This window comes from Daejeonella lutea (genome assembly GCF_900168015.1).
GTDB classification, from domain to species: domain Bacteria; phylum Bacteroidota; class Bacteroidia; order Sphingobacteriales; family Sphingobacteriaceae; genus Daejeonella; species Daejeonella lutea.
Genome location: NZ_FUYR01000001.1, coordinates 1,252,550 through 1,277,104, shown reverse-complemented (window position 1 = coordinate 1,277,104; position 24,555 = coordinate 1,252,550). Strand labels below are relative to the sequence as shown.

At 45.1% G+C, this 24,555-nt stretch carries 23 protein-coding genes and 2 pseudogenes; 18 read left to right on the top strand and 7 right to left on the bottom strand.

Annotated features, from left to right (window positions below):
- Nucleotides 1-8: 8 nt before the first annotated feature.
- The 13 genes from B5X60_RS05715 to B5X60_RS05655 all read left to right on the top strand — a co-directional run bounded on the left by B5X60_RS05715 (nucleotide 9) and on the right by B5X60_RS05655 (nucleotide 12,721).
- Nucleotides 9-524 (top strand): hypothetical protein, encoded by a 516-nt coding sequence (locus tag B5X60_RS05715; protein ID WP_079701648.1) that lies wholly within the window; start codon nucleotides 9-11, stop codon nucleotides 522-524.
- A 55-nt stretch (nucleotides 525-579) separates the two neighbouring features.
- Nucleotides 580-1,182 (top strand): TetR/AcrR family transcriptional regulator, encoded by a 603-nt coding sequence (locus tag B5X60_RS05710; protein ID WP_079701647.1) that lies wholly within the window; start codon nucleotides 580-582, stop codon nucleotides 1,180-1,182.
- A gap of 76 nt (nucleotides 1,183-1,258) precedes the next feature.
- Nucleotides 1,259-1,750, top strand: a complete 492-nt coding sequence (locus tag B5X60_RS05705; RefSeq protein ID WP_079701646.1) for an acyl-CoA thioesterase — start codon at nucleotides 1,259-1,261, stop codon at nucleotides 1,748-1,750.
- A 36-nt stretch (nucleotides 1,751-1,786) separates the two neighbouring features.
- The gene (locus B5X60_RS05700; protein ID WP_079701645.1) at nucleotides 1,787-2,326 is read left to right on the top strand and encodes a DUF1572 family protein; all 540 of its coding nucleotides are present in this window, start codon (nucleotides 1,787-1,789) and stop codon (nucleotides 2,324-2,326) included.
- Between the two features lie 47 nt (nucleotides 2,327-2,373).
- Nucleotides 2,374-2,889, top strand: coding sequence for a DinB family protein (locus tag B5X60_RS05695; protein WP_079701644.1), 516 nt, complete (start codon nucleotides 2,374-2,376; stop codon nucleotides 2,887-2,889).
- 84 nt (nucleotides 2,890-2,973) lie between these two features.
- Nucleotides 2,974-5,622, top strand: coding sequence for a DUF7133 domain-containing protein (locus B5X60_RS05690; protein WP_079701643.1), 2,649 nt, complete (start codon nucleotides 2,974-2,976; stop codon nucleotides 5,620-5,622).
- Between the two features lie 365 nt (nucleotides 5,623-5,987).
- The gene (locus B5X60_RS05685; protein WP_079701642.1) at nucleotides 5,988-6,263 is read left to right on the top strand and encodes a hypothetical protein; all 276 of its coding nucleotides are present in this window, start codon (nucleotides 5,988-5,990) and stop codon (nucleotides 6,261-6,263) included.
- 2 nt (nucleotides 6,264-6,265) lie between these two features.
- The gene (locus B5X60_RS18620) at nucleotides 6,266-6,637 is read left to right on the top strand and encodes a phosphatase PAP2 family protein (protein WP_079701641.1); all 372 of its coding nucleotides are present in this window, start codon (nucleotides 6,266-6,268) and stop codon (nucleotides 6,635-6,637) included.
- 270 nt (nucleotides 6,638-6,907) lie between these two features.
- Nucleotides 6,908-9,319 (top strand): outer membrane beta-barrel protein, encoded by a 2,412-nt coding sequence (locus B5X60_RS05675; RefSeq protein ID WP_079701640.1) that lies wholly within the window; start codon nucleotides 6,908-6,910, stop codon nucleotides 9,317-9,319.
- A gap of 14 nt (nucleotides 9,320-9,333) precedes the next feature.
- Nucleotides 9,334-9,948 (top strand): HD domain-containing protein, encoded by a 615-nt coding sequence (locus B5X60_RS05670; protein WP_079701639.1) that lies wholly within the window; start codon nucleotides 9,334-9,336, stop codon nucleotides 9,946-9,948.
- Nucleotides 9,949-10,011: 63 nt separating this feature from the next.
- Nucleotides 10,012-10,779, top strand: coding sequence for a phosphatase PAP2 family protein (locus B5X60_RS05665; RefSeq protein WP_079701638.1), 768 nt, complete (start codon nucleotides 10,012-10,014; stop codon nucleotides 10,777-10,779).
- A gap of 26 nt (nucleotides 10,780-10,805) precedes the next feature.
- Nucleotides 10,806-11,486 (top strand): response regulator transcription factor, encoded by a 681-nt coding sequence (locus tag B5X60_RS05660; protein WP_245803465.1) that lies wholly within the window; start codon nucleotides 10,806-10,808, stop codon nucleotides 11,484-11,486.
- The gene (locus B5X60_RS05655) at nucleotides 11,483-12,721 is read left to right on the top strand and encodes a sensor histidine kinase (RefSeq protein WP_079701637.1); all 1,239 of its coding nucleotides are present in this window, start codon (nucleotides 11,483-11,485) and stop codon (nucleotides 12,719-12,721) included. Before B5X60_RS05660 ends, B5X60_RS05655 begins: the two co-directional genes overlap by 4 nt.
- A gap of 292 nt (nucleotides 12,722-13,013) precedes the next feature.
- On the opposite strand, the gene B5X60_RS05650 is transcribed toward B5X60_RS05655, so the two are convergent.
- Genes B5X60_RS05650 through B5X60_RS05640 form a run of 3 tightly spaced genes read right to left on the bottom strand, consistent with a single transcriptional unit; the run spans nucleotide 13,014 to nucleotide 14,798 of the window.
- Complete coding sequence (locus B5X60_RS05650) at nucleotides 13,014-13,541, bottom strand: DUF892 family protein (RefSeq protein ID WP_079701636.1); 528 nt, start codon at nucleotides 13,539-13,541, stop codon at nucleotides 13,014-13,016.
- A 16-nt stretch (nucleotides 13,542-13,557) separates the two neighbouring features.
- Nucleotides 13,558-13,920 (bottom strand): response regulator, encoded by a 363-nt coding sequence (locus B5X60_RS05645; RefSeq protein ID WP_079701635.1) that lies wholly within the window; start codon nucleotides 13,918-13,920, stop codon nucleotides 13,558-13,560.
- Between the two features lie 41 nt (nucleotides 13,921-13,961).
- Nucleotides 13,962-14,798 carry a PAS domain S-box protein gene (locus B5X60_RS05640; RefSeq protein ID WP_079701634.1) on the bottom strand — a complete coding sequence of 279 codons (837 nt, stop codon included), beginning with the start codon at nucleotides 14,796-14,798 and terminating at the stop codon, nucleotides 13,962-13,964.
- 211 nt (nucleotides 14,799-15,009) lie between these two features.
- Between B5X60_RS05640 and B5X60_RS05635 the strand changes: the two genes are divergently transcribed.
- From B5X60_RS05635 to B5X60_RS18615, 3 genes and pseudogenes are all read left to right on the top strand, one after another.
- Nucleotides 15,010-16,218 (top strand): GAF domain-containing sensor histidine kinase, encoded by a 1,209-nt coding sequence (locus B5X60_RS05635; protein WP_079701633.1) that lies wholly within the window; start codon nucleotides 15,010-15,012, stop codon nucleotides 16,216-16,218.
- A gap of 393 nt (nucleotides 16,219-16,611) precedes the next feature.
- Nucleotides 16,612-17,781, top strand: coding sequence for a Na+/H+ antiporter NhaA (gene nhaA / locus B5X60_RS05630; RefSeq protein WP_079701632.1), 1,170 nt, complete (start codon nucleotides 16,612-16,614; stop codon nucleotides 17,779-17,781).
- A gap of 118 nt (nucleotides 17,782-17,899) precedes the next feature.
- A pseudogene (locus tag B5X60_RS18615) lies at nucleotides 17,900-18,115 on the top strand (TlpA family protein disulfide reductase); the annotation flags it as partial.
- Here B5X60_RS18615 and B5X60_RS18610 read toward each other — a convergent pair.
- Nucleotides 18,110-18,268: pseudogene (locus B5X60_RS18610) on the bottom strand (SDR family NAD(P)-dependent oxidoreductase); the annotation flags it as partial. The pseudogenes B5X60_RS18615 and B5X60_RS18610 sit on opposite strands and share 6 nt — an antisense overlap.
- Before the next feature lie 73 nt (nucleotides 18,269-18,341).
- Entirely contained in the window at nucleotides 18,342-19,031 is a 690-nt protein-coding gene (locus tag B5X60_RS05615; protein ID WP_079701631.1) for a YczE/YyaS/YitT family protein, read from the bottom strand.
- A gap of 248 nt (nucleotides 19,032-19,279) precedes the next feature.
- On the opposite strand from B5X60_RS05615, the gene B5X60_RS05610 reads away from it, so the two are divergent.
- Complete coding sequence (locus tag B5X60_RS05610) at nucleotides 19,280-20,521, top strand: glycosyltransferase (protein ID WP_079701630.1); 1,242 nt, start codon at nucleotides 19,280-19,282, stop codon at nucleotides 20,519-20,521.
- A 269-nt stretch (nucleotides 20,522-20,790) separates the two neighbouring features.
- A complete protein-coding gene (locus B5X60_RS05605) occupies nucleotides 20,791-23,256 on the top strand; it encodes a TonB-dependent receptor domain-containing protein (protein ID WP_079701629.1) in 2,466 nt (821 codons plus the stop codon).
- 95 nt (nucleotides 23,257-23,351) lie between these two features.
- Here B5X60_RS05605 and B5X60_RS05600 read toward each other — a convergent pair whose 3' ends face one another.
- The gene (locus B5X60_RS05600) at nucleotides 23,352-23,843 is read right to left on the bottom strand and encodes a hypothetical protein (protein WP_079701628.1); all 492 of its coding nucleotides are present in this window, start codon (nucleotides 23,841-23,843) and stop codon (nucleotides 23,352-23,354) included.
- A 189-nt stretch (nucleotides 23,844-24,032) separates the two neighbouring features.
- Complete coding sequence (locus B5X60_RS05595) at nucleotides 24,033-24,398, bottom strand: response regulator (RefSeq protein ID WP_079701627.1); 366 nt, start codon at nucleotides 24,396-24,398, stop codon at nucleotides 24,033-24,035.
- Between the last annotated feature and the right edge of the window lie 157 nt (nucleotides 24,399-24,555).

The window sequence follows — 24,555 nt, the reverse complement described above, 5'->3', positions numbered from 1 at the left end:
TCAAAATCATGAAAAATCTAAAGAAACGTATAGTCGAATTCATGGTCGTGGCGATCGGGCTTTCAGCGTGCGGGGTTGGGAAGTTCCTGACAAAGAACTCCACCCGGAATACCGAACGAAGGGAAGTAGAAATGTCAAGCCATGTTAGTAAAGATGAAGCTTCATTTGCCGAGCGAGGAATCCTTTTTAGCGATTCAAGTCAGCATGATTATCGTGTGATTATCTTCCCGCGTGATAGCTTTTCCTATATTTTTCAGGATGGGTTTAGGGGGACGGCGCATAGGGTTGAAATATCCGGGTCTGCTGCCCGCGTTGTAGATGGTAAGTATTACCAGATTGATTCTGAGAACACTACGTTAGATAGCAGCCAATCCTCATCAGAAACATCAAAGAACAATACACGGGTGGTTTCGAAGGAAATAACAACACGTAGCTCTGTTGTATTGATCGTTCTCGCGGTAGTGATCATTTGCATAGTAATTTGCCTTGGGTGGAGACAACGCCAAGGGTCCCGGCAGTGGTGATGATAATATTCTTTTTTTTATACCGATCGGTATATTTTTATATCTTTGTCTTACAATGACGAAAGACACCTCCAAATCCGACCGTACCAGGCAATTTATCGTCGAGCGCACAGCCCCCGTCTTCAATGAAAAAGGTTACGTGGGCACTACGCTGACGGACCTGACCAGGATTACCGGCCTGACCAAAGGGAGCATCTATGGCAACTTCGAAAACAAGGATGAAGTAGCGTTGGCGGCCTTCGACTATAATTTCGAGCGAATCACGGATTACGTTAAGGTAAGAATACTCGCAAAGGAAAACTCAATAGAACGTTTACTAGTCTACCCCGAAGTTTACCGTGATTTTCTGACCATACCCCTGCTTAAAGCGGGCTGCCCGATTTTAAACACCGCGACGGAAGCGGATGATACGCATCCTCAATTAAGGGAGCGGGCAGCGAGGGCACTGGACTTCTGGAAAAAGGCATTGGAAAATCAAATTAAGAGGGGGATAGCGCGCGGAGAAATTAAGGCCGATACCAACGCCACGGAAGTTTCAGTGATCTTAATGTCGCTGATAGAAGGGGCAATCATGCAGGCCAAGGCAAGCGGAAGTCCGGTTGAGTTACGGATAGCCATGTCGTACCTCGAAAAGCTGATCATTAGCCTGAGGGTATAGTTTTTTTTTTTGAATAGGAATATACCGTACGGTATAAATTAGGTGACATTTTTTGTTTAGAAAATAATCCAATCATATGAGACCCTTAGCCAAAACACTGGAGAGCAAAGTCAGGATCCAGTACCAGGACTGCGACCCATTTAATCACTTGAACAACTCCAGGTACATCGATTATATAATGGCTGCCCGGACGGAACAGCTTGTGGAGCACTATCACTTCAACACCTCCGAATATGCCTACGGTAAGAATATTGGATGGGTGTCGGCGCAGACGCAGGTTTCTTACTTTTACCCGGCTAGCTGGATGGAACTGGTAACCATAGAAACCCGGCTGATCCAGTTTTCGGAATCGAGCCTGTTGTTTGAAGGCTTGATGTGGGACGAGCACAAAAGTAAACTGAAAGCAGTTATGTGGGCCAAGCTGGTACACTTTAACCTGGAAACGCAAAGAAGCTTCAGGCATTCGGCAGATTTGATGAACCTGTTTCAGGAAATACATGATCCGGTGGAATACGGGAACTTTGACGAGCGGGTAGGCGGCCTCAGACGAGTGGCAGCGGCCGGGTAAAGGATTTATTAGGATATTATTTTAACTCGATAGACGATGAAATTGAACTATTTAAAAAGCGTAATTAGCCAGCTGGAGAACTATAAGAGTCTGGGGGAAAGAACATTTGATCAAGTTACGGAGGATAAATTATTCTGGCAGTACAATGCAGAATGCAATAGTATGGCTACGATTGTAAAGCATCTCTGGGGAAATATGCTGAGCCGGTGGACGAGCTTTCTGAATTCCGACGGGGAGAAGGAATGGCGGAACAGGGATGCGGAGTTCGATAATGATCTTACTACCAAAAGGGAAGTGCTGGACAAATGGAATGAGGGTTGGACCTTAATGCTGGAGACAATAAATTCCCTCCACGAGGATGACCTGGAGAAGACCGTCTACATCCGGAACGAAGCCCACACGGTAGTTGAGGCCATCAACCGATCACTGGCTCACAGTGCCTATCACGTTGGTCAGCTTGTCTTTATCGGCAAGATGTCGGCCGAGAACTGGACAAGCCTGACCGTTCCCCGGGGTGGTTCACGGGACTACAACGCCAAAATGTTCTCAAAGACTGATGAGCCGGAAAAAGAATAGGGAGGGAATTCTCTTCGCTCAGTGATAATTAAACCAAGACGATATATATGGATTTTAAGAAATGGGCAGAAGTCCTGACCAACACACCCAAAACACTTTCGTCCCTTTTCCACAATCTGAGTGACGAATGGATAAATGCAAATGAAGGCGAAAACACATGGAACGCCAAAGAAGTCCTTGCACACCTTATTGTCTGCGAAGAAACGAACTGGCTGCCCCGGGCAAAGATCATTCTTGCCGGCGACGAACAGCAGGTATTCACCCCCATAAACATGGAGGCTCATTTTCAGCTGGCTGAAAACAACCCGGTGCGTCACCTGCTCGAACAGTTCAATGACCTTCGCTCGTACTCAATCCGGTATCTAAAAGATTGCAAGCTGCGTGAAGAAGATCTATCCAAAACAGCCCTGCACCCCGTAATGGGAGCGGTCACCCTCCGCCAGATCCTCGCAACTTGGGTGGCACACGATATGACCCACATTTCCCAGATCGCCAGGATCATAGCCAAACAGAATAAGGATTATGTGGGGAGTTTTGAGCGTTATCTGCGGATATTGAAGTGATGGGTTTTTAGACGAGTGCCCGCAAGCCGAATTGGATAATAAAAACATTTCCTACACTCCGATCTAAATAGATAAATTTATCCTATGTTAAAACTCATATTAAGCCTTTCTTTTTCATTTTTCATGCTGTTGGGTTATCAGGTTTATGATAATTTCAATGGGAAGAATTTCAATAGCAGAAAGGGTGAAGCCGCAGCCGATTCCCTGCGCAATGCGTCTAAATGGCCGTCCGATATAACGGTTAGCCACTTTGCCGGTTCTGATCTGACTCCGAGTCCGGCCTGCCTGGCAGTACATGCAAACGGCGCGGTATTCGTGGGTGTCGACAAGATCGGATCTCTGGGTAAAACACCGGGGAAGGGAAGTATCATTAAACTGGTGGACAGCAATAATGACGGGAAAGTGGACAGCCACACAGAATTTGCCGCCGTTGATAATCCACGGGGAATCCTAGCCCTGGGCAACCAGGTTTTTGTGCTGTACACTACCTTTTCGGAAGAAACAAAACTGGCTACAGGCATGGATCTGGCCGTCTTTACGGATAAGAACGGGGATGGGATAGCCGATGGAAAGGCCGAGGCGCTGATACGCGGACTCAGTTCGCCTAAATTCCTGCAAAGCCGCGGGACCGATCATGCAACCAATGGAATTCGGATGGGTATCGATGGCTGGATCTACATCGCTGTTGGCGATTTTGGCTTTCATGATGCTGTTGATCGGTCGGGGAAGAAGTTAACCATGCTGGGCGGAGGTATTGTAAGAGTGCGGCCGGACGGGACCGAAATGGAGGTTTATACTCATGGATTACGCAACATATACGACGTAGCGATCGATCCCTTCATGAACATCTTTACGCGCGACAATACCAATGATGGCGGGGGATGGAATATTCGCTTCAGTCACCATATACAAACCGCCGAGTACGGCTACCCGTTGTTGTTTAAGCATTTTACTGAGGAGATTGTACCAGCACTCGCCGATCTGGGCGGGGGTTCGGGAACGGGCTCCTTATTTATGGACGAGGCAAGCTGGCCTGAAAAATACAATAAAGTTCCTTTAATGGCTGATTGGGGCACGAGCACCTTATACATACACCGCGTCACAGCGGACGGTCCGAGCTTCCGGCAGGAGAACGAGGATTTCATCAAGTTAGCCCAGATTACCGACCTGGATGTTGATGGCTCAGGGCGCTTGTATCTTTCAGCTTGGGACGGTGCGGGTTATTCCGGTAGCCCTGACAAAGGATTTATTGTTCGGGCCGTGCCGAAAGACTGGACCTACAAGCCCTTTCCGGATCTCAGGAAAGCTTCTTTCGAGGTTTTAACGGCTCTGTTAAAATCGCAAAGTGCCGTTGGGCGATTGAATGCTCAACATGAAATGCTAAAGCGTTCTCCTGCAAAAGCCGCTGCTGCTGCATGGAAAATTGCTGCCGACAAAAACCTGCCTCTGGATGTGCGGGTAGCGGGAATATTTACCTATGCACAGGCTGCGGGTAAGAACTCAACACAAAAGCTGCTTAGCCTCGTTGCCGACGAAAAGTTAGGAGAGTTTGCGCTGCGTGCGCTGGCCGACCGGAAAGGTAATGTCAGCAAGGTTCCAGCGGAACTGTTTTTGTCTGCTTTACGCAGTAAGTCTCCGCGTGTTCAGTCGGCAGCGATAGTCGCGATCGGTCGTCTTGGTCGGCCGGAATTAAGTAAGGCTTTGCTTGACGTAAGGGTACCACCATCATTTCGTGCACCCGACGGCGCTGCAGAAGGACCGCACGCAACACCAAATTCTGCATTAATTAATGCGCATTTAGCCGTACGTGCGCTGGTCGGCTTAAATGCTTTCGATGAAGCGATCGATGCCATAGGCACAAAGAACTCTGTTTTGGCACTGTGGGCGCTCCGCTACATGCATCATCCAAAAGCGGTGCAGGGTTTAATCGAGGCTTACCGAAAATCTGCCGATCCGGCTTTAAAGAAAGAGATCTTGAGTACCCTGTCAAGGCTCTATAAGAAGGAAGCACCTTATGCCGGAGAATATTGGTGGAGCACCCGGCCGGATGGTCACGGACCGTATTATAATCCTGTTGAGTGGGAATCCTCGCCCTTAATACGGCAGACGCTCGTGACAGCATGGAATAGTTCGAGCGCCGCAGACAAGCTGTTTTTTACCCGTCTTAATGATAAGCATCAAATGGGGATCAGCGAGTTCGGCAGCCAGGAAACCACAGTCACATCGGAACAAAGCATTGACCTGGAAGCCATCAAAATGAAGAAAGGCCAGATTGGAAGTACATCGATTGAAGATGTGATGCTGGCCTTACCTAAAATCAAGGGCAATGTGGATCTGGGCAAGGCAGTTTTTCTGAGACAAGGCTGCCAGGCATGTCACAGCACAAGTGCTTCCGAACCGCTTAAGGGTCCGTTCATGGGGCAGATCGGCTCGATCATGAATCCCGAACAGATTGCCGAGTCGATTTTAAAGCCTAATGCTTCAATATCTCAGGGATTTGCGACGGTTATGATCACTACCAAAGCCGGAAGGAATTTCATGGGATTTGTGACTGCCCAGTCGGTGCAGTCCTTAACATTGAGAGATATCGCCGGGGGAGTACGAACCATTCCAGCAAGTGAAATAGTCAGTCGTAAGGAGATGGAAAATTCGATGATGCCGGCCGGTTTGGCGAATTCATTGTCGTTGGAAGAATTTGCTTCTTTGGTGACTTATTTATCGCAACAGAAGTAGGAGGGGTTTCGATTACCCGGGCAATCTAATATTTATCTGCTACTTCGCAGCTTAAGGTTTTTTGACCCCTCAGCCGATAACTATCGGCTCCGCCTCGGGCGGACAGCTCCCCTTGAAGGAAGGGTAGCACTAACAAGCCCGATTACTTGGCCGGATCTTAATTGATACGCAGGGTTACTGGATGTAGGACGGGGTTATTCTTACCATCGCCGAAAAGGAACAGGTTGCGAAATTCATTATTGACTATCTGGAATCCTTTAAGCGGGATTTGGCATAGCGATCGAATCGCAGCGATCCGACAGTCGAGCGGCTTCAGAAATTATTCAGAATCTCCCAATACTTTGCCCGATGCAAATTGTGCTTTGATGGAATTAAGGAAAAAACGGATCCTGTTTTATGTACTTGGGGGAATATTATTGGGCTTCATTTGCCTGAGTATAATCATAGCGTTTTTCCCCGTATCCTTTATCGACCTTAAATTCTCGGAGGAAGTGCAGGAACATCAGTACCCCGTCCTGGATTTTATCATGAAGGGAATAAGCTGGCCGGGTTCATTGCCTGAGTCAATTGTGATGGTCCTGGCTATTGCACTTATATTAACACTCACCGGGCTTAAAAGGGAGGTGTATTTACGGTATTAACTCTGTTTTCAGGGGTAGTTAGCCACTTCTTAAAGATCCTGATCAACCGGCCGCGGCCCACAAAAGATCTGGTCAGGATCATAGAGAACGCAAGGCATCAGAGTTTTCCGAGCGGGCACGTGCTGTTTTACATCATATTTTTTGGTTTCATGATCGTATTACTGTACCATTTGAAATTATTTAGTCGGCGTATACGAATCGCACTGATCAGCTTTTGTTCCGTGATGATCCTCGCGATACCATTCTCGAGGATTTATCTTGGCGCCCACTGGTTTACAGATGTGCTGGCAAGCGTGTTTTTGGGAATCATTTTCCTATTTATACTAAGCTATTTTTATCTCCAGGCATCAGTCACGCGGCATGAGGCAAACTAGTATATCTCTTTGCTGAAGGTGTGCTCTTTCTTAATCTTCAGAATTTCTTCGGAATCAGGCCGGACCTTTACGTTGTAGGTTTTACGTTGTAAGTCGTAGGTTTTAGGTATTAAGTTTTTTGTCTGGACGTATAGCACAGCGTTTAGGAGCTTTCAACTTTCAACTTTCAACTATATTAAGTTTTAAGTCTGGACGGATAACACAGCGTTTAGATACTTTCAGTTTTGAGCTTTCAATACTGTCACCTGTCAACAAAAGAATTGGTTTGCTATGAAAAACATTGTTCTACCATTTTTGCTCCTTCTATTCTCGGTATCCGTTTCGTTTGGCCAGAGTAGTTTGGTGACTATCTCCGGGCAGGTAAAAGATGCGAAGGACAAAAGCAGCCTGCCCTACGTTAATCTGCTGCTTAAAAATCCTGGCGACAGCAGTCTGGCTCAGGGTACCATCAGCAATGAAGATGGACGATTTACCTTTTCGGGAATTAAGCCTGGAAGATATCTGCTCGAAGTGAGTTATATAGGTTACCGCCTGTATCGTACCGAGCAACTTGTTGGCAGCCTGAGTCCTTTTCTGGACCTGGGGACTATCGAGCTGCAGCAGGATACACGGGTGCTGGGCGAGGTCGTGGTGACTGCGAGTGTTGAAGACGGGGTATCAGATAAGATGGATAAAAAGGTTTTTACCCTTGAAAATAATGTCAGCCAGTCGGGCGGCTCTGTTTTGCAGGCCATGCAGAATCTTCCTGGCGTGACCCTGCAGGACGGCAAGGTGCAGTTACGCGGCAATGATAAGGTCGCTGTACTGATTGACGGCAAGCAAAATGCTATCACGGGCTTCGGGAGTCAGACGGGCCTGGATAATATTCCGGCTTCTGCTATCGAGCGGATAGAGATCATCAACAATCCTTCCGCGAAGTTCGATGCGAACGGTAATGCAGGCATCATCAACATCATCTATAAAAAGAACCGGCAGGAAGGTTGGAATGGTAAACTAGGACTTACTTCGGGCCTGGGCGCACTTTGGGTGAGGCAGGAGAATTTACCGGGCATACGCCCCCAATTCCAGTCGACGCCCAAGCTGAACCCTTCTCTTTCCCTTAACTACCGGAAAAACAAGCTGAACACCTTTATGCAGGCCGACTGGCTATACACGCAGACACTGAACCGGAATGAGTTTGGGGAACGCAGATACAGCAGCGGGGAGCTTATCAGGCAGCAGGTTAAACGGAATCGCACGACCACGTTTTCGACGATTAAGACCGGTGTGGACTGGAATCCGGATGAACATAACAGTTTCACCCTATCCGGGTTTTTTAACCGGGAGAAGATCATCGACAAAGGTGACACGCCTTATTTTAATGGGGACCTGAGTCAGCGTATGCGCCTATGGCAATTCCTGGAGGATGAGGTGAAATATACAGCAACCGGCTCTGCTCTGTTCCAGCATAAGTTTACACAGCCCGGGCACTTGCTCAATGCCGGATTCAACTACACTTTCCACCGTGAAGACGAGAAATATTTCTTCACCAATATCATGCCTTCGTTCACCGGGAATGATTCGTTTAAGCTCCTCTCTGATGAGCATGTTGCCGACCTCAACCTGGATTATATCAAACCCATGAAGCATGGCCGGTTTGAAACCGGACTGAAGTTCAGGCGCAGGACCATTCCGACCAATATGCAGTTCTTTCGGGGACTGAACTCACCCCTTGACGCGAATGCGGGCGGCTGGGCAGATTATAAGGAAACTATACCTGCCTTGTACGGCAATTATATTTTTGAAAGCAGGAAGGTAGAAATTGAGGCGGGGATCCGACTGGAATATGTAAAGGTTGACTATGACGTTAACCCGAATCATAACACCTATAAAAGTGATGGCTATGATTATGCGCAGCCATTTCCGAACCTGCGATTTGGATACAAGCTGAGCGATAATAATAAGCTATCAGTATTCTATAACCGGCGGGTCGATCGTCCGAACGAAGTGGACATCCGGATCTTTCCTAAATATGATGAACCTGAAGTGCTGAAGGTTGGGAACCCCACTCTGCGGCCTCAGTTTACCGACCGCTTTGAGCTTGGAAATAAACGGAGCTGGAGCGGCGGGAGCCTGTATACCGCGCTCTACCATACAGCAACTGAAGCTACGATAACCCGTATCGGTACAATCGTTCCCGGAAATACTATTATCTATAATATTTTCCAAAATGCGGGCAGTAGCGCCAATACAGGGGGGGAACTGTCGCTACAGCAGCAACTCAATTCCTGGTGGAACTTCAATACCAGCGCTGCCCTGTATCGCAATAAAATTGATGCATTTACCATTGAAAACCGTTACCCGGTTCCGACTACCTATACCATGGCTGAGCAGCAGATCACATCGGGCAACATAAAGCTGAACAATATGTTCAAACTTCCCGGCCAGGCTGATCTGCAAATTGCAATGGTTTATCTCGCCCCGGATATCATTCCGCAGGGCAGGATCGAGTCCCGTTTCTCGGTTGATGCGGGTATAAAGAAACAGATCCAGCAAGGCAAGGGGGAGTTGTTTGCCAATGGGAGCGATCTTTTTAATACGCTCCGGATAAAAAGAAAGATTGTGGGTAACGGATTCAATTTCAATAGTACCGACTATTATGAAACCCAGGTGATCCGCCTGGGATACAGTTACAAATTTTAAACAGAGGCAATTTTATGCTAGCAACGGAAAAATTAATACCAGCAGTTCAGAGTTTTGTGCTCAAATTCCTGACGGAAAATTTGCCTGAAAATCTATCGTTCCACAATGTGAATCATACCCTTGAAGTTGTTCATGCAGCCAAGGAAATATCTGGGCAGGTGGAGCTGAGCGAAGAGCAGCTTCGTATTATTCAGGTTGCTGCCTGGTTCCATGATTGCGGCTATGCCAGGGCTTATACCGGACATGAAAACTTTAGTAAAGAAATTGCCGCTGAGTTTTTAACTGAGCAGGATTACGGGGAGAGTTTCATAAAACAGGTCCAGGATTGTATCGAAGCTACCCGATACCCGCAGAAACCACATACCATGGAAGCGCGCATATTGTGTGATGCGGACCTCTATCATTTTACCAAACCGGATTACCACTGCTATGAAATTGCCCTTCGTTCGGAGTTAGAGATCTATTTTAAAAATAAATACACTGATCCGCAGTGGGCGCGTATTAACTGTTCCATGCTCGAGCACCACGAGTACTTTACCGATTACGGGAAGGATATATTGCAACAGTTCAAAGCCATTAATATGGAGCGTATGCGCTGCCTGGCAGTCGATAACCGGGCTAAAAAGTAAAATTTTCTGAATTCAGAATTTCTTCAAAATCGTGTGATAGTTTCAGTTCTTTAACTGAGTGCTATGAACAGGGTTTTGCTGGTGCTGCTATTACTGAGCAGCCTGCGCGGTCTATCCGCAGAAATCGATTCTATTGAAACAAAGGATTCTAGCCTGGTCCGGCAAAAGTCGCATGCTAAGTTCCGCGCCTGGGGCCGGATACTTGCTCCGGCGGTATTGGTGAGTTATGGTTTTACGTCGCTGGACCAGGGACTAACAAAGCAAGCCGATAAGCACATCCGGCATGAACTCCTGGAGGAAATGCCCCATTTTTCAACCCATTTCGATGATAAACTGCAGTATGCACCGGTAGCAGCGGTGTACGCCCTAAACATGGTAGGCGTTAAAAGCCGGCACAACCTGGTAGACCGAACCGCTATTTACTTTATTTCGAACACCTTAATGGGCCTTTCGGTAAATTTCCTCAAGGAACACACCGCGAAACTACGTCCGTCGGGAGACGACCGGCGATCATTTCCTTCCGGGCATACTGCGACCGCATTCGTTGCAGCGGAATTTATGCGGCAGGAATTTAAAGATGTGTCTCCCTGGTACGGCGTGGCGGGTTATACCATGGCGGGAACAACCGGCGCCTTGCGGATGATGAATAACAAGCATTGGTTCAGCGACGTGCTTGCTGGTGCAGGAGTAGGGATTCTGAGCTCGAGATTTACCTATTTTGCCTATCCATATATTAAGAATAAGATCATAAAAACCAAAGGCTTGAATTTTGTAGCAACTCCTACCTTTCAAAATGGTAATTTGGGTATCGCCGCATTGATCCCGCTTTAGGTAATATCTTTGGGCAGGTGTAAAAAATGATGAAGTTACTTTTCGTTGAAGATGAACCCGTTCTGCTGCAGGAGATGCAATTGTATTTCAGGTCGCTCAATTACACCTGCGAGCATGCAGCGAATTTCGCGGACGCTGCTGAAAAAGTAAATAGTTACGTCTATGATATCGTGGTGCTGGACATTACCCTGCCGGATGGTAATGGGATTGACCTGATACGGGATATACGCACCCAGCATCTGGAAACCGGCATACTGATCCTCTCGGCGAGGGATTCGCTACAGGATAAACTTAACGGCTTAAACATGGGGGCAGATGACTACCTGACCAAACCTTTTTATGTCGAGGAGCTGAATGCGAGGATCAATGCCCTATACCGCAGAAAGGTGCTAAAGGGATCCAGCAAGGTGGTGTTTGACGATTTTACGATCGATCCTGAATCGAAGCAATTGTTTTTTGATCAAAAGGCGCTGCCGCTGACGCGCAAGGAGTTTGAACTGCTGGTTTATTTCGTGGTCAATAAGAATCGTGTTCTCAGTAAATCCTCCATCGCCGAACACCTCTGGGGCGATCATGTCGACCAGTTTGACAATTTTGATACCCTCTACGCACATATAAAGAATCTTCGCAAAAAGCTTATTAACGTATCCGGGAAAGATTATGTCAAATCCGTTTATGGGATGGGTTATAAATTTGCCCTGGAATGAAGCTGCTAACAAAAACCAGCCTGAATCAATTCTGGCTCAGTATCATTATCATCGTCATCACGGGCATTATGCTCTTGTTCCTCCTGCAGCGGGAGGTTTCGGTAGAGATTGAGGAGCAGCTGGAAATGCAGGCTGCGGCGATTGTGCACGAGATTGAAGCAGGTAGGCCGGTAAATTCCCCGATGATTCAGATTATCAGCGATGACAGTCCGATGTTGGACCAGCCCAGGATCTTCAGAGACACACTGATTTTCGATCAGCTGCAGCAGAAAACAGAAGGATATTATTACCTGACCGATAATTATATCATTAAAGGCCAGGAATACCGGATCCGTGTGATGACAAGCCATATCGGCATCGATGGATATTCAAAAGCCATTATCTACATTTTTATCATTATGGCGCTGCTCCTAATTATCTGCGGTTCTGTGATGAACTATTTTGTCAACCGTAAGATCTGGCAGCCATTTTTAACCAACCTCCAGCGACTGAAATCGTATTCCGTCTCGTCCACTGAGCAGCTGACACTCGACCGTTCAAATATCCATGAGTTTGAAGAGATGAATACGGTGCTGATTGAGCTGGCAGAAAAAGCCCGTGCTGAATACATCGCATTAAAAGAGTTCACTGCCAATGCATCGCATGAAATACAGACGCCCCTAAGCATTATTCAGTCGGGACTGGAGTCGATCAGTCAGTTTGAGCTGCAGCCAGAAATTGCGGGCTACGTGGTGAACGCCAAGGAAGCAACAAGCAGGCTTAGTAAAGTCAATAAAAGTTTGCTGTTACTGGCCAAGCTGGAGAACAACGACTTTCCGGACAAGAAAAAGGTTGATCTGAGTGCGCTTCTGAATGAGCAGATTGACCGTGCGGAAGACCTGTTTTCGTTTAAGGGACTGCAGCTGGAACGGCAAATAACTTACAAAGAGGTTTATTCGAGCCTGTTTCTCCTGGAAGTTCTGATCTCGAACCTGCTCTCAAACATCGTGGCCCATGCTGGTCAGGGAACACAGGTAAAAATCTCACTGACCGACGCAGCTATGACTTTCGAAAATGGTGGCGAAGCCCTTACTTTTCCTGAGGGACAACTATTTGCCCGCTTTGGTAAGGGTACCGATAGCAATAAGGGGAATGGATTGGGCCTGTCGATAGTTAAGCAGATTTGCCTGGCAAATGGTTGGGAGGTGAAATACCACTACGCTGATAAAATGCACGTATTTAAGGTGTTTTTCTAAACAGTTTACTTTTCGATAAGAATAGGAAGAACTTTTACTATATTGAATTGAATTTGACCCCATGGAAATAAAATCTAAACAGGCTACTGAGTCATTTGATCAAATTTTCACGAAGTATTATTCGCGGCTTTGCTATTTTTCTTTCCAGATGCTCAAAGACAAGGCTGCAGCTGAGGGAGGGCTTTCATTGAACAAAACGGAATTCAGAGGCCAAATCCCAGAATAAACAGCCCAGCGCCATGAAGGGCGACCCAGGTATGGGATTTTAATCTTCAGGAAGCTTAACCTGAGTTCACGTGGTGATATATTTTGACGAGATTAATAATAACAAAGTCCGGTCAGCCTTTGCTTCATCATAATTCTCTTTAAGCAATTGGCTTACCTGTTTGTTTTTTAATTTGATAGCTGCCATTTGCAGAATTTGGAAGGAAGCCATTTCAAGACTTTCTATATTTTGCAGGTAAAAGATGATACTAAGGTCACGGAGTTCGGGTTCTCCATTTTGCTCATTAATAGCTTCGAATGCATCATCGACCAGGCCTGTCAGACCATGTATGCTCCCCTTTGATACTTCAGCGTCTAACAAGGTGTAAATGACCTCCATTCTGGCTATCTGTTTTTCCACATCTGCCACTGTTTCGGAGATAGCCTGTTTCAGATCAGAAAATTCAGCCTCTTCCTGAAGGCTGGGCAGCCTTGCTACCAGGTGCTGTTTAGCACCATAAATGCGATCTAAATGTCTAACGAAAAAGAATTTAAGTCTTTCTGATCCTAAATTAATCTTTTCCCATGAACTGGATTTTTCCGGTTTATTACTCATGGCCGCAAATATTCACCTAAAATATAAATTCTTTCACTCTTGAAACCAGCTTGTCAATATTGAAGGGTTTTGGGATGTATCCGTCAGCTCCGCATTTATCAGCAAGTGAAGCTATATTGAGCTCCGCAGAAAGCAGTAGTACCGGGATGTTAGTTAAATCTTGCTGTTTTTTTATTTCCACACAGATCTCCGGGCCGGACTTCTCGTACCCGGCAATCCTGATGTCAAGAATGATCAGATCCGGATTCAGATTTTTTATTTGCTCGACGGTGATGCCTCCGTTAAACACTATAGTATCAAAACCGTCTTCTTGAAAAATAAAATTTAAGATCGTAAGGATATCCTCGTCGTCGTCAATTATAAGTATCCTCTTCCCCATGTTTTTAATTTCCAGTCCTGCTATTTCTTGGGTTTTAATGCCTAAAGTAAGTCCGAAACATTAATGCCATAAACCTCGCGGAAAAGCTTACTGAAGTGAGTCCTGGAACTATAACCAGCAATGTTGGCGATCTCTTTAATGGTACGGTATTTCCCGGAAGCAATAGCTTCCCAGGCAAGTTGCAAACGGATGACCCTAACTAATTTGTTGGGCGTAATGCCCAGTATCAGGTTAACCCGGCGGAACAGCTGTCGCTGGCTCAAAGCGAGTTCACCACTTATTAATTCCAGGTTCAGATCTATTTTTCCGGCGTGTTTGCGAACTGCAGCTTCAAACTGGTTTAGCCAAAATTGATCAGAGTATGTTGGTTCGTCTTTTACACGTTTAATATTCCCTATTCCGTTTATGCTTAGATTTTTGGGGATATCGTTTTTAACGATTTTTTTAAATCGCTTGTGATGATCGTCATTAATCATACCCAAAACTGAAGATATCCGATCATATTCTTCGAGTTGTTTCTTATAGGTAATGTCTTTAGCAATGCCAAAAATCACCTCGTCCTTCTTAATGGGTACAGATGTCCAGGAGAGCCAGACCACCGAACCATCTTTATGAAGATAACGGTTTTCGAAATTTAACAGCGAGTGCCCGTCGATAAGTGTCTCCATCTTATGATTGCTTAAAAGCAGGTCTTCAGGGTGCACAAATGAGCTTACCTGGCTTGAGAACAATTCAGTGTTATCGTAACCCAATGTTTTAGACACCGCCGGGTTAATTTTTTTGAAATATCCGTCAAATCCGTAAATACACAGCAAATCCGGTGATATCTCAAAGAAGAATTCCAAATCAAAAACCATATCAGAGTTTACTTTTACCATTTTTGGAGAATCGTGTGATCGGAAGTTACAAACCATTGAACTAATCACACCTGCAATACAAATTTGATCTAAATTGTTTTTACTTGATTAAGTCGTACCGGATTATGTCAAGTTTGCGAACAAATTAGGCAGTTCTGTGCTTCTTCTTGCCTAATTTATTTATTTAGCTTGGCCGACTATTTATTTGCACAATTTACCATATCTGATCATTATGAATAACTTAAATCCAATTCCGGCAAATGAATTGCAACGAATTTTAGATCTGTCGGATTTCAATCTCGATTACTCCAACTTTAATGATCAGTTTAACGACCTTGCGAAATTAGCTGCAAGCGTTGCTGGCACGGAAATATCCCTTGTAAACCTGATTGATTCTTATACCCAATGGACAATTTCGAGTCATGGTTTGGATGTAGATCAGATGCCCCGTGAGGAGTCCGTGTGCCAGTATACCATCTCTAAGGACAAGCATTTTGAGATAGTTAACCTTAACGAAGATGAGCGTTTCAAAAACAAATTCTATGTAACCAATCACTTGCAGCTGAGATATTATTATGGGATACCGCTGAAGTCGAATGGGCACAATTTAGGTGCTTTATGTGTTATGGACAGAAGTCCAAAGATATTGGACCCCGAAAAAGCCGAATTACTCGAAATAATAGCTGATGAGATCATAAACAGGCTTAATACTTTTAAGATTATTGACTCTCTCAGAAACCAGGTCAGGGAGGCTACTGACACTAAGAATAAAGTAGTACATGACATCCGGGGACCTATAGGAGGGATAATCGGTCTTGCCCAAATTATAAGTGAGCAGGGCAAAGAAAATAAGATGGATGAGGTTTTACAATTTATCAATCTCATTTATAAAAGCGGTAAATCCATTCTGGAACTGGCAGATGAAATTTTAAGTTCGGAAAAGAAACAGCCGAAAATTAAAATTAAAGGAGATGAGTTAAACCTGATGATCTTAAAAGAGAAACTGGAAAAACTTTATCTTCCTCAAGCCACGGCTAAAGGTGTTTCATTCACTGTAAGCATTAGCCCTGCAACAGCAGATATACCATTTTCTAAGAATAAATTGCTGCAGATTATTGGTAACCTTATTTCTAACGCAATAAAGTTTACACCGATGCATGGTAAGGTGGGAGCAAGCCTTGCCTTAATTACGGGTGCCAGGAGCACTCTCAAGATCATAATAAGTGACACCGGAGCTGGATTGACGCAAGCTCAGATTGATGATATACTTACTGGTACGTCAGCCAGTACCAAGGGTACAAACGGTGAACCAGGATATGGCTTTGGCCTTGCACTCGTAAAACATCTCATTAATGGCCTGGGAGGTATACTTAACATTAAATCCGATAAAGAAGGTGCTAAGTTTATTGTTGAATTACCCCAGCCACTCGGGATGGTGTAGAATAATAATTTCGATTCATAATCCATGTTCGGAGCTTTACTTCGAAAAGTGCCTGGGCGGTGGATACTGCTAAGTTGCAGAGGATTACCACACAAATATGAGTTGCAGAAACAAGCAATGGCTTATTAACAATCGGCAGTTACATCTAAGCTGTTTATAAAAGTTAGGGCCAGAACTTTTTTGCATTCTGCGAACCCGGTCGAGGGCTGCGAAAGCTTGATACGGTACAGGCGGCAACAGGACGTTTTCCCAAGCAGGCACAATCGGGATTGCCGGAGATTGTACAGTTGGTTCAGGAAATTTTACAATAACCAACAGTACTGGAGGGGTGAAAGGTAAAATGGAAACGCTGTCAGTTCGAAATTTGTATTTTCGCTGTTTCTAATTTTGTATATGGTCAAAATTAATATAACTCCTTTCAAGGATTTCTTTTCTTCAAAATCAGCGGGTGGGATCATACTGTTGGTGTGTGTCGTAATTAGTTTGATCATTGCCAATACTGGTGCCGGTAAAGGGTTTGAGGACCTGTTAGCAATGGAACTGGGGCGTGAATTTGGGAATGTGACCCTGCGTTATCCTGTGTTATTGTGGATTAATGACGGTCTGATGGCGATCTTTTTCCTCCTTGTGGGTCTGGAGATTAAAAGAGAGCTCGTTGAGGGTGAGCTGTCAACTGCAAAGCAGGCAGCACTTCCAGTATTTGCTGCCCTTGGCGGTATGCTTGTGCCGGCACTGATATTTGGTTTATTCAATAACAATACGCCAACTTCCGGCGGATGGGGGATCCCAATGGCCACCGATATTGCATTTGCAATTGCAATTTTATCGCTGCTGGGCGACCGGGTACCGCTGGCCCTGAAGATCTTCTTAACAGCCCTGGCAATTGTCGACGACCTGGGGGCGATTCTGGTTATAGCAATATTCTATTCCTCAGAAATCCATCTGGATTACCTGGCCTATGCAGGTGCCGTTTTTGCTTTATTGCTAGTGATGAATCGAATGAAGGTAATGAATTACGGGTTCTATCTCATTCCGGGATTATTCATGTGGTATTTTATCCACCATTCTGGCGTCCATGCTACCATTGCCGGAGTACTTACGGCCCTTACTATTCCCACCACACCCGACGAAACGGAATCACCACTCGAAAAATTAGAGCATGCATTAACCCGACCTGTTAATTTTATAATCATGCCACTTTTTGCACTTGCTAACACGAATATCCGGTTTGAAAGTGGTATGGTAGATGGTTTGACCAGCAATATGGGCTTGGGTATCATTTTTGGCCTTTTACTTGGTAAACCCATTGGGATCGTAATCATGTCATGGGTGTCGGTCAAAACAGGTTTGAGTACACTTCCTAAAAATACCCTGTGGATTCAGATTGCTGCGCTTGGGGTAATTGCGGGTATTGGTTTCACGATGTCTATTTTCATGGCTATGCTATCGTACAGCCAGGCTGAATTGCAAACGGAAGCAAAGTTTTCTATCCTGCTGGCCTCGGTATGTGCGGGTGTTATTGGCTACACCCTTTTACGAGTGTTTTTTAAGAGGGCAAAATAACACCACTTCCCAAGGGTTTAAGCTTCGGCTAAGCGCTTTTAAGTAATTGAATGAGATGAGGAATCTGTTCATTAATAGTATCCAACGCCATCTTTCGCACTAGTGGGAGCGGGAAGCAGTGGCGACCTGGTGCCCGCTCTGCATCGCCGAGAAGCCCTCAATTCAGGCCTTACAGAACAAGCTGAAAAATAAAGAGGATGTGATCTTTGCCATGGTTGATGCCGATGCCGATCTGCCAAAAGCGGTAGCGTTTATGCAGAAGAAGAACTACCCGTTTGAGGTTTATCAGCAGGCGAGTACCCTCCCTGAAAGTATGTACAACGGAACCTTGCCGACCACTCTCATTATTAACAGAAAGGGCCAAGTCGTGATGAAGCACGATGGACCCGACGCTCGCACCCTCATGGGCAAGGCCTAATGCTATTGCACGTCCGATACCTTTTCCAGCCCCTGTTACCAATGCGATCTTTCCTTTTAACGATTCCATAATTTTTCTTTTTTTGGCTAATAGGCCATGTATGGTTTACAGTTTATTTTCTTTCAGCACAACGTTCCACACGCTAGCTGTTCTCAACCCCAATAATCTTGCCACCGGCCCCTGGATATCGGCCTTGCTGAAACCTGGTGAATACCTTTAAGGATAGCTGAAAAATTGGGCTTTGAATAAAGGTATAGAGGAAGGTAACGATGAACACCGGTCCCCCGAGGATATAACCAATACCCACAGCTAATGATTCAACAATTATGCGGGTCTTACTTACCGAATGGTGAGTATGATCTGAAATAGTGAGCATAAAACCATCCCTGGGCCCGGCACCGATACCACCTGATACGTATAAGCCGCCTCCCGTACCCATAATTGCAATAGCAGCACATAGCCACAAATAATCGGTCCAGGAGAATGCTGCATTTGGTAATATGTCTATCCAGAGGAAAAAATCAAGCATGGGGCCAAGCAACAATGTGTTCAGAAAGGTGCCGATATTAATATGTTTTCCACGCATGATCAGCGTCAGAATAATCAGAAAAATTCCCATCAGCACGGTCCACGTGCCGATGCTTAAACCCAGTTTCTGATAAAGAGCAACGCTGATAACGTCCCAGGGGGCCAGCCCAAGATGCTTCATTTTAATGGTTATGGCCGTTCCGAAGGCGATAAGCATTACTCCCAACAGGAAGAATGTGTAGCGAATAATCCAATTTTGAATGGTGTCGCCCCGCAGTGAATAAGATATAATTTTAAAGGGCATTTCTCACAAAATCCAGCAGTTTGACCGCAGCCATCCCGGCCGCAAAAGTAGCTAAGATTTTCAGAAATGGAATGCAGGTTTGTGCCTCCTGGAGCATTATGACGCGGGGTAAACAATAGAAGCAGTGGAGAGCGGCCGGTATTCTTTATGGTTCATTTATAAAGAGTGATCGAGGGGATCATTTCTTTTTTTGTTTTTATGCCTCACAGTTTGGCGCATAATCTGTTATCCCAATATAATCTAAATCTATGAAGGTCACATTATTCACATTAGGTACCCGCGGCGACGTACAGCCATTTGCAGTACTTGGAGCTGCACTGGCCGACCGGGGCTATACGGTAACCTTATGCACGGCTGAAAATTTCCGTGAACTGGTTGAAGGTTATAATATCAGTTTTCATCCGGTGGGAATCGACTCTGAAACTATGATAAACTCAGAGCAAGGGCAGCAGATCATGAAAGTGGACCTCTACAATCTCAAGAAAAACTTGAATGAAGTGGTTTACCCGATCATTAAAACCTCACTAAGTGAATTCTATAAACTGGCCAAGACAAGTGATGTGATTATATACAGGACAAAAACCTTGGCGGACGTGTTTTTGGATCAGCTGGACTGTGTGGCTATCCGGGCAGCTGTTGTGCCTGCCATGGAAGAGACGAGTGCGTTTCTCAATCCTATCATGAGCGGACTCAAAATACCTTCATTCCTGAATAAAATGAGCTTTCGTTTCAATGAACTGAGGTTTCGCTTTTTTAAAAAGCCTCTGGATCAGTTCCGGGTAGAGCATGGCCTGGTAGACGTGGGCAGTTCTTCCGGTGACATTCCCGGCATTTATGGAATTAGCCCTCATTTTCTAGACCGCCCTGATGATTGGTCGCTGAACCAGCATTTAACCGGCTTCTGGTTTCCGCCAAAGAAGGAATATATTGAGCCGCGAGTGGAGCGATTTATCAGCCGCGGGAAAGCACCATTGCTTATCACCTTTGGGAGTATGCCGGTTGAAAAGGGATTGGGTGACATGTTATTACGTGGCATGGAGAAGATCGACGAGCGCTTTATCGTTATCAAAGGCTGGGCAGAGTGGGAGGTTGAAGAGTCAGAAAAGCTGATGGTGCTGAGCACCGCCAACTTCGATGCATTATTCCCGAGGATGAAGGCAATCATTCATCATGGTGGTATTGGCACAACGGCCGAATGCCTGCGCTCTGGCAAGCCGATGTTTATTTGTCCGCCTGTCTATCCCTTCGGCGATCAGTTTTTCTGGGGTGAGCTGGCCTGTAAGCAGGGGGTAGCCGTCAAACCAGTTCCGCTCTCACAGTTAAATGGGAAAAAGTTTATAAAAGGGGTAAAGGAGTTAATCAGCGATGAGAGGCTGTATCAAAACAGCAAGCGACTGGCTGCAAAACTCGCAGGCGAGGATGGTGTCAAATCTGCCGTAGAGCTGATCGAAGATATTATGAATTCTCATTTCGCAAAGCGATCAGCGTAGGTGTTAGGGAATTCGGAATTAGATGGGTTTGTTGGGTCAGTTAAATAGTCTACCCACGAATTCAATCAATTATTTAGTCCACACCACTCTTTTAGGCGTTCCGTTTGTTTTCTAGTACTTCCGGTATGAAACATGAGTGCTGTCGCTTTTTCGTCCTGCGGAAATCGTTGGTTAGAAGAAATTAGGATAATTAAAGTCTGTAAAGGTGATTATCAAGAATATTACCATAAAACTGTCCTGAATTAGATATCATTGTCAAAATTTTCCAGATGACTACCAGGCTGCTGCTAACTTTTCTTTCTATTGCTTTTTCAACAACTCTTTTCGCGCAAACCGGCTCTGTAAAGGGGCGGATCGTTGACGGCCTGGATAAATCAGTAATTGAATATGCAAGTGTCTCAGCTTTTAATGCAGCTGATTCGACTTTAACAGCAGGGCAGGTCAGCACAGCTGATGGTTCCTTCATGATATCGAAACTGCGTGCCGGCACTTATTATCTGCGGGTCGCATTTATCGGTTATGCGAGCAAAATGATCCCTGGATTCAGTATCTCTGCTGGCGAAACAAAAGATTTGGGTGCCATAACTTTAGAGCGGGGCGCTAAGTCACTTGCAGAAATAACTGTGAGCGGTCAGCAGGTTACATCAAGCAATAAAATTGACAAACAAACCTATAAAGCTGCCCAGTTTGAGTCGGCAAAGGGGGGTAGTGCGATTGATGTTATGAAGAACCTGCCTTCTGTATCAGTGACCGGACAGGGAGAAATAAATGTGCGGGGATCTGCAAATTTTCTGGTGTTAATTAATGGAAAGCCAGTCCTTACTGACGCTCAAACAGCCTTAAGCCAGCTGCCGGCAAATAGTATCGAGAATATCGAACTGGTAACTTCACCGTCTGCAAAATACGACCCCGACGGAAAGGGCGGCATAATAAATATTACAACGCGAAGGGGTGCTACCAACGGCTTCACACTGGCTGCTAATGCAATGGGCGGCCTGCCGAGTACAACCACTTATAATAATGCGAAAAAGCCTGTACGATTTGGAGGGGATATTACCCTGAATTTCAAGCAAGATAAATGGGATATTTCAGCCGGGGGTAATTACAACCGAAATGATAATACAGGTTACCGGGAAGGAGAGGTTTTTACAAAAAACTTTCAGAACAATACCATCACACGTTTCCCATCTGAGGGTGAACGAAGTTTCGTGAAAGAAAATTATGCTGGTCGCGCTTCCGTAATATTTTCGCCCGATGCTTCTAATACATTTTCGGCGGGATTCTTCAGCGGACGCAGACATCAGGTCCGTGTAGCCGATATTCTGTACAACAATACGACTTCAGATTTAACAACGAATAATTTAATTCGAAGCTTGAGATACTTCAATTCTAATCATCAAACCAAGAACGGAAATTTTACGCTGGGGAATTTTGACTATACGCATAATTTTAAAGACAAGTCTGCGTTGAATGCATCCGTTTTGTACGAGCGTGCCCGACTATATGGGAACACAACTAATACGAACGTTAATTTTCCTAACACGGCGACGGTAATTCAGACAGTAGTTAATCCGTATGAAAATCCTATTGATGGTTATCGTTTCAAACTCGATTATTCGATCGGCATTGGGAAAGGAAAGCTGGAGAGCGGCTACCAATTCAGGTATGATACCCAGGACGGCAAGTTCGATTACTTCGTTAGTCCGGCAACTTCCCAGCCCGACGCAAATCGCTTTCGCGGAACTGCTAAGGCAAAAAACCAAATCAATTCAATTTATTCACAGTATGCAGGGAAGACAAAGAAACTGGATTATATCGCAGGATTAAGGTATGAGCTTGCCCGGAGAACTGTTCGATTGTCTTACGACCCCAATCCGCATATCTTAAACCTTTCAAATCTCTTCCCTTCCGCCAACTTGCTCTATCATGTCAATTCACAATTGAATCTTAAAGCCGGCTACAGTAAACGGGTGCAAAGGACAAACAATTACGAGCTGAATCCTATCCCTGAACGTGAGCATTCCGAAACGCTGGAACAAGGTGATCCGGATCTCCTGCCGGGGTTTATAGATCTCGCAGAAATCGGATTGAACAAGACTTTAAAATCGGGGTCGCTATTTGCAACACTTTACTATCAGGGAATTAAGAATCCCATCCAGCGAGTAAACAGTGTTTATGCTGATACTATTCTGAACCGGGTGTTTACTAATGCTGAATTTGCGCGTTCTCTTGGAGTGGAAGCAGGTCTTAATTTACAGCCATTTAAATGGTGGACACTATACCTGGGAGGGAATTTGTACAACTATAAAATAAGAGGAGATCTAAACGTTTTGGGAATGACAACGAATGTATCTAATAATGCTCTGGTACATTCAATAAACACTAATCATACTTTTAGGCTTAGCAATACCTTATTCGTTCAGGGGAATATAAATTACTTATCAGCAAGGCCTACTGCTCAGGGTGAGGACTCGAGATTTATTACGCCGAATACATCTGTTAAAAAATCATTTATGAACGGCCGGTTCTCCACAACTCTCCAATGGTTGAATATGGATCTGGGGACTGAAAAATCCAATAGGCAAAGGATTACAACTACCGGCTTAGACTTTTACACCACAACAAACTACATTTACGAGACTGATGTGTTTATGCTGAACTTCAGCTTCAATTTGAATAAGTCGGCCGCCAAAGCAAAATTACCGGCCAGTGAATTCGGAGATAAAGAATTTTAATCGGATTTGATATGATGGAATTCATGGCGGAATTACCTGCCAGGCAAAAAAAAGGTTGCCTTCTTATAGGCAACCTTCTCTTCTTGAATTAAATATTAATTCTTACGTCCTGCTCCAGTTGTCCTGCCAGCACCGGCAGTTCTGCCAACTTTAGCGGGTTTGTTTGCTGTGCTTGCGCCTTGCATTCTTTCTCTTGACTTTCCGTTAGAGCGTGCAACATCCCTTACTCTTTCGCCTTTTTCGCGGCCTTCAAGCGTTGTTCCACGCGCTATACTACTCACATCACTGCCATGATTATCAGGATGCCCTGCTGAGCCATTCAGGATACCATCGTCGTTGCGATCAGCTTTGCGGTTTTCTTTCCAGGCCATTTTCGCCGCCCGGCGTGCTTCACGTTCTTCGGGTGAGAAGTCACCGTCCTGATTCACATCGTATTGATCACCATCAAATTTCCAGTCTTTATCTTTTGCTGCTTTGTCAGTAGACTGGCTATTGGGATCTTTTTGTTTTTTAGATGCACTATTTGATTGTGCAAATGCAGAGACCGCAAATAATGCTATCGCTGCTGAAAGAAGTATCTTTTTCATTTAGATAATTTATTTGGTTAGACTAGATGTATACGAAACATGACGCCAAAAATGATGGATTTCTGAAGCAATGGGTTGTGAGCTATGGGCTGTGAGTTCCTTTCAAACACCGGGTGTCCCTGGCACTATCAACTGTCCACTCTCAACTCTCAACCCTCAACTGTCCACTGTCAACCGTCAACCCTCAACCTAATTAATCGTTCTCGCAACCCTCAGCAGCAAATAATCAATATCAAATGGCTTTGAGATAAAACCATCTGCCCGATTTTGCTTCGGATGCAGATCGTGTGCACCGGACACCAGCAGGATCGGAATTTCCGAGGTTTCTTCATTGTCCTTCAGCATCGTGCAAAGCTCACGCCCGTCATATTCACCGAGCATGATATCCATCAGGATCAGATCTGGATTTACATTCAGCACCGTAGAAATGATATCAGCGCCGGTAGAATGGGAGTGAACATCGTACCCTTTGTCACTCAGAACCATGCCGACAACCTGAGATATATCCTCATTATCGTCGACGATTAGTATTCTTTTATTGTTTGTGCCGGTCATGTAATAGCCTGGTTAAAGAATGTGAGTTTTATCTTCCTTTTTGTAATGTCAGTATAACAATTAAAGGGGGACTTGGTTTTTAATTCGAACTTCTAATGGACCATGAACAAAATGCCATAGTGGATCTGATCATTCAGTAGCGGCATCGGATTTACAT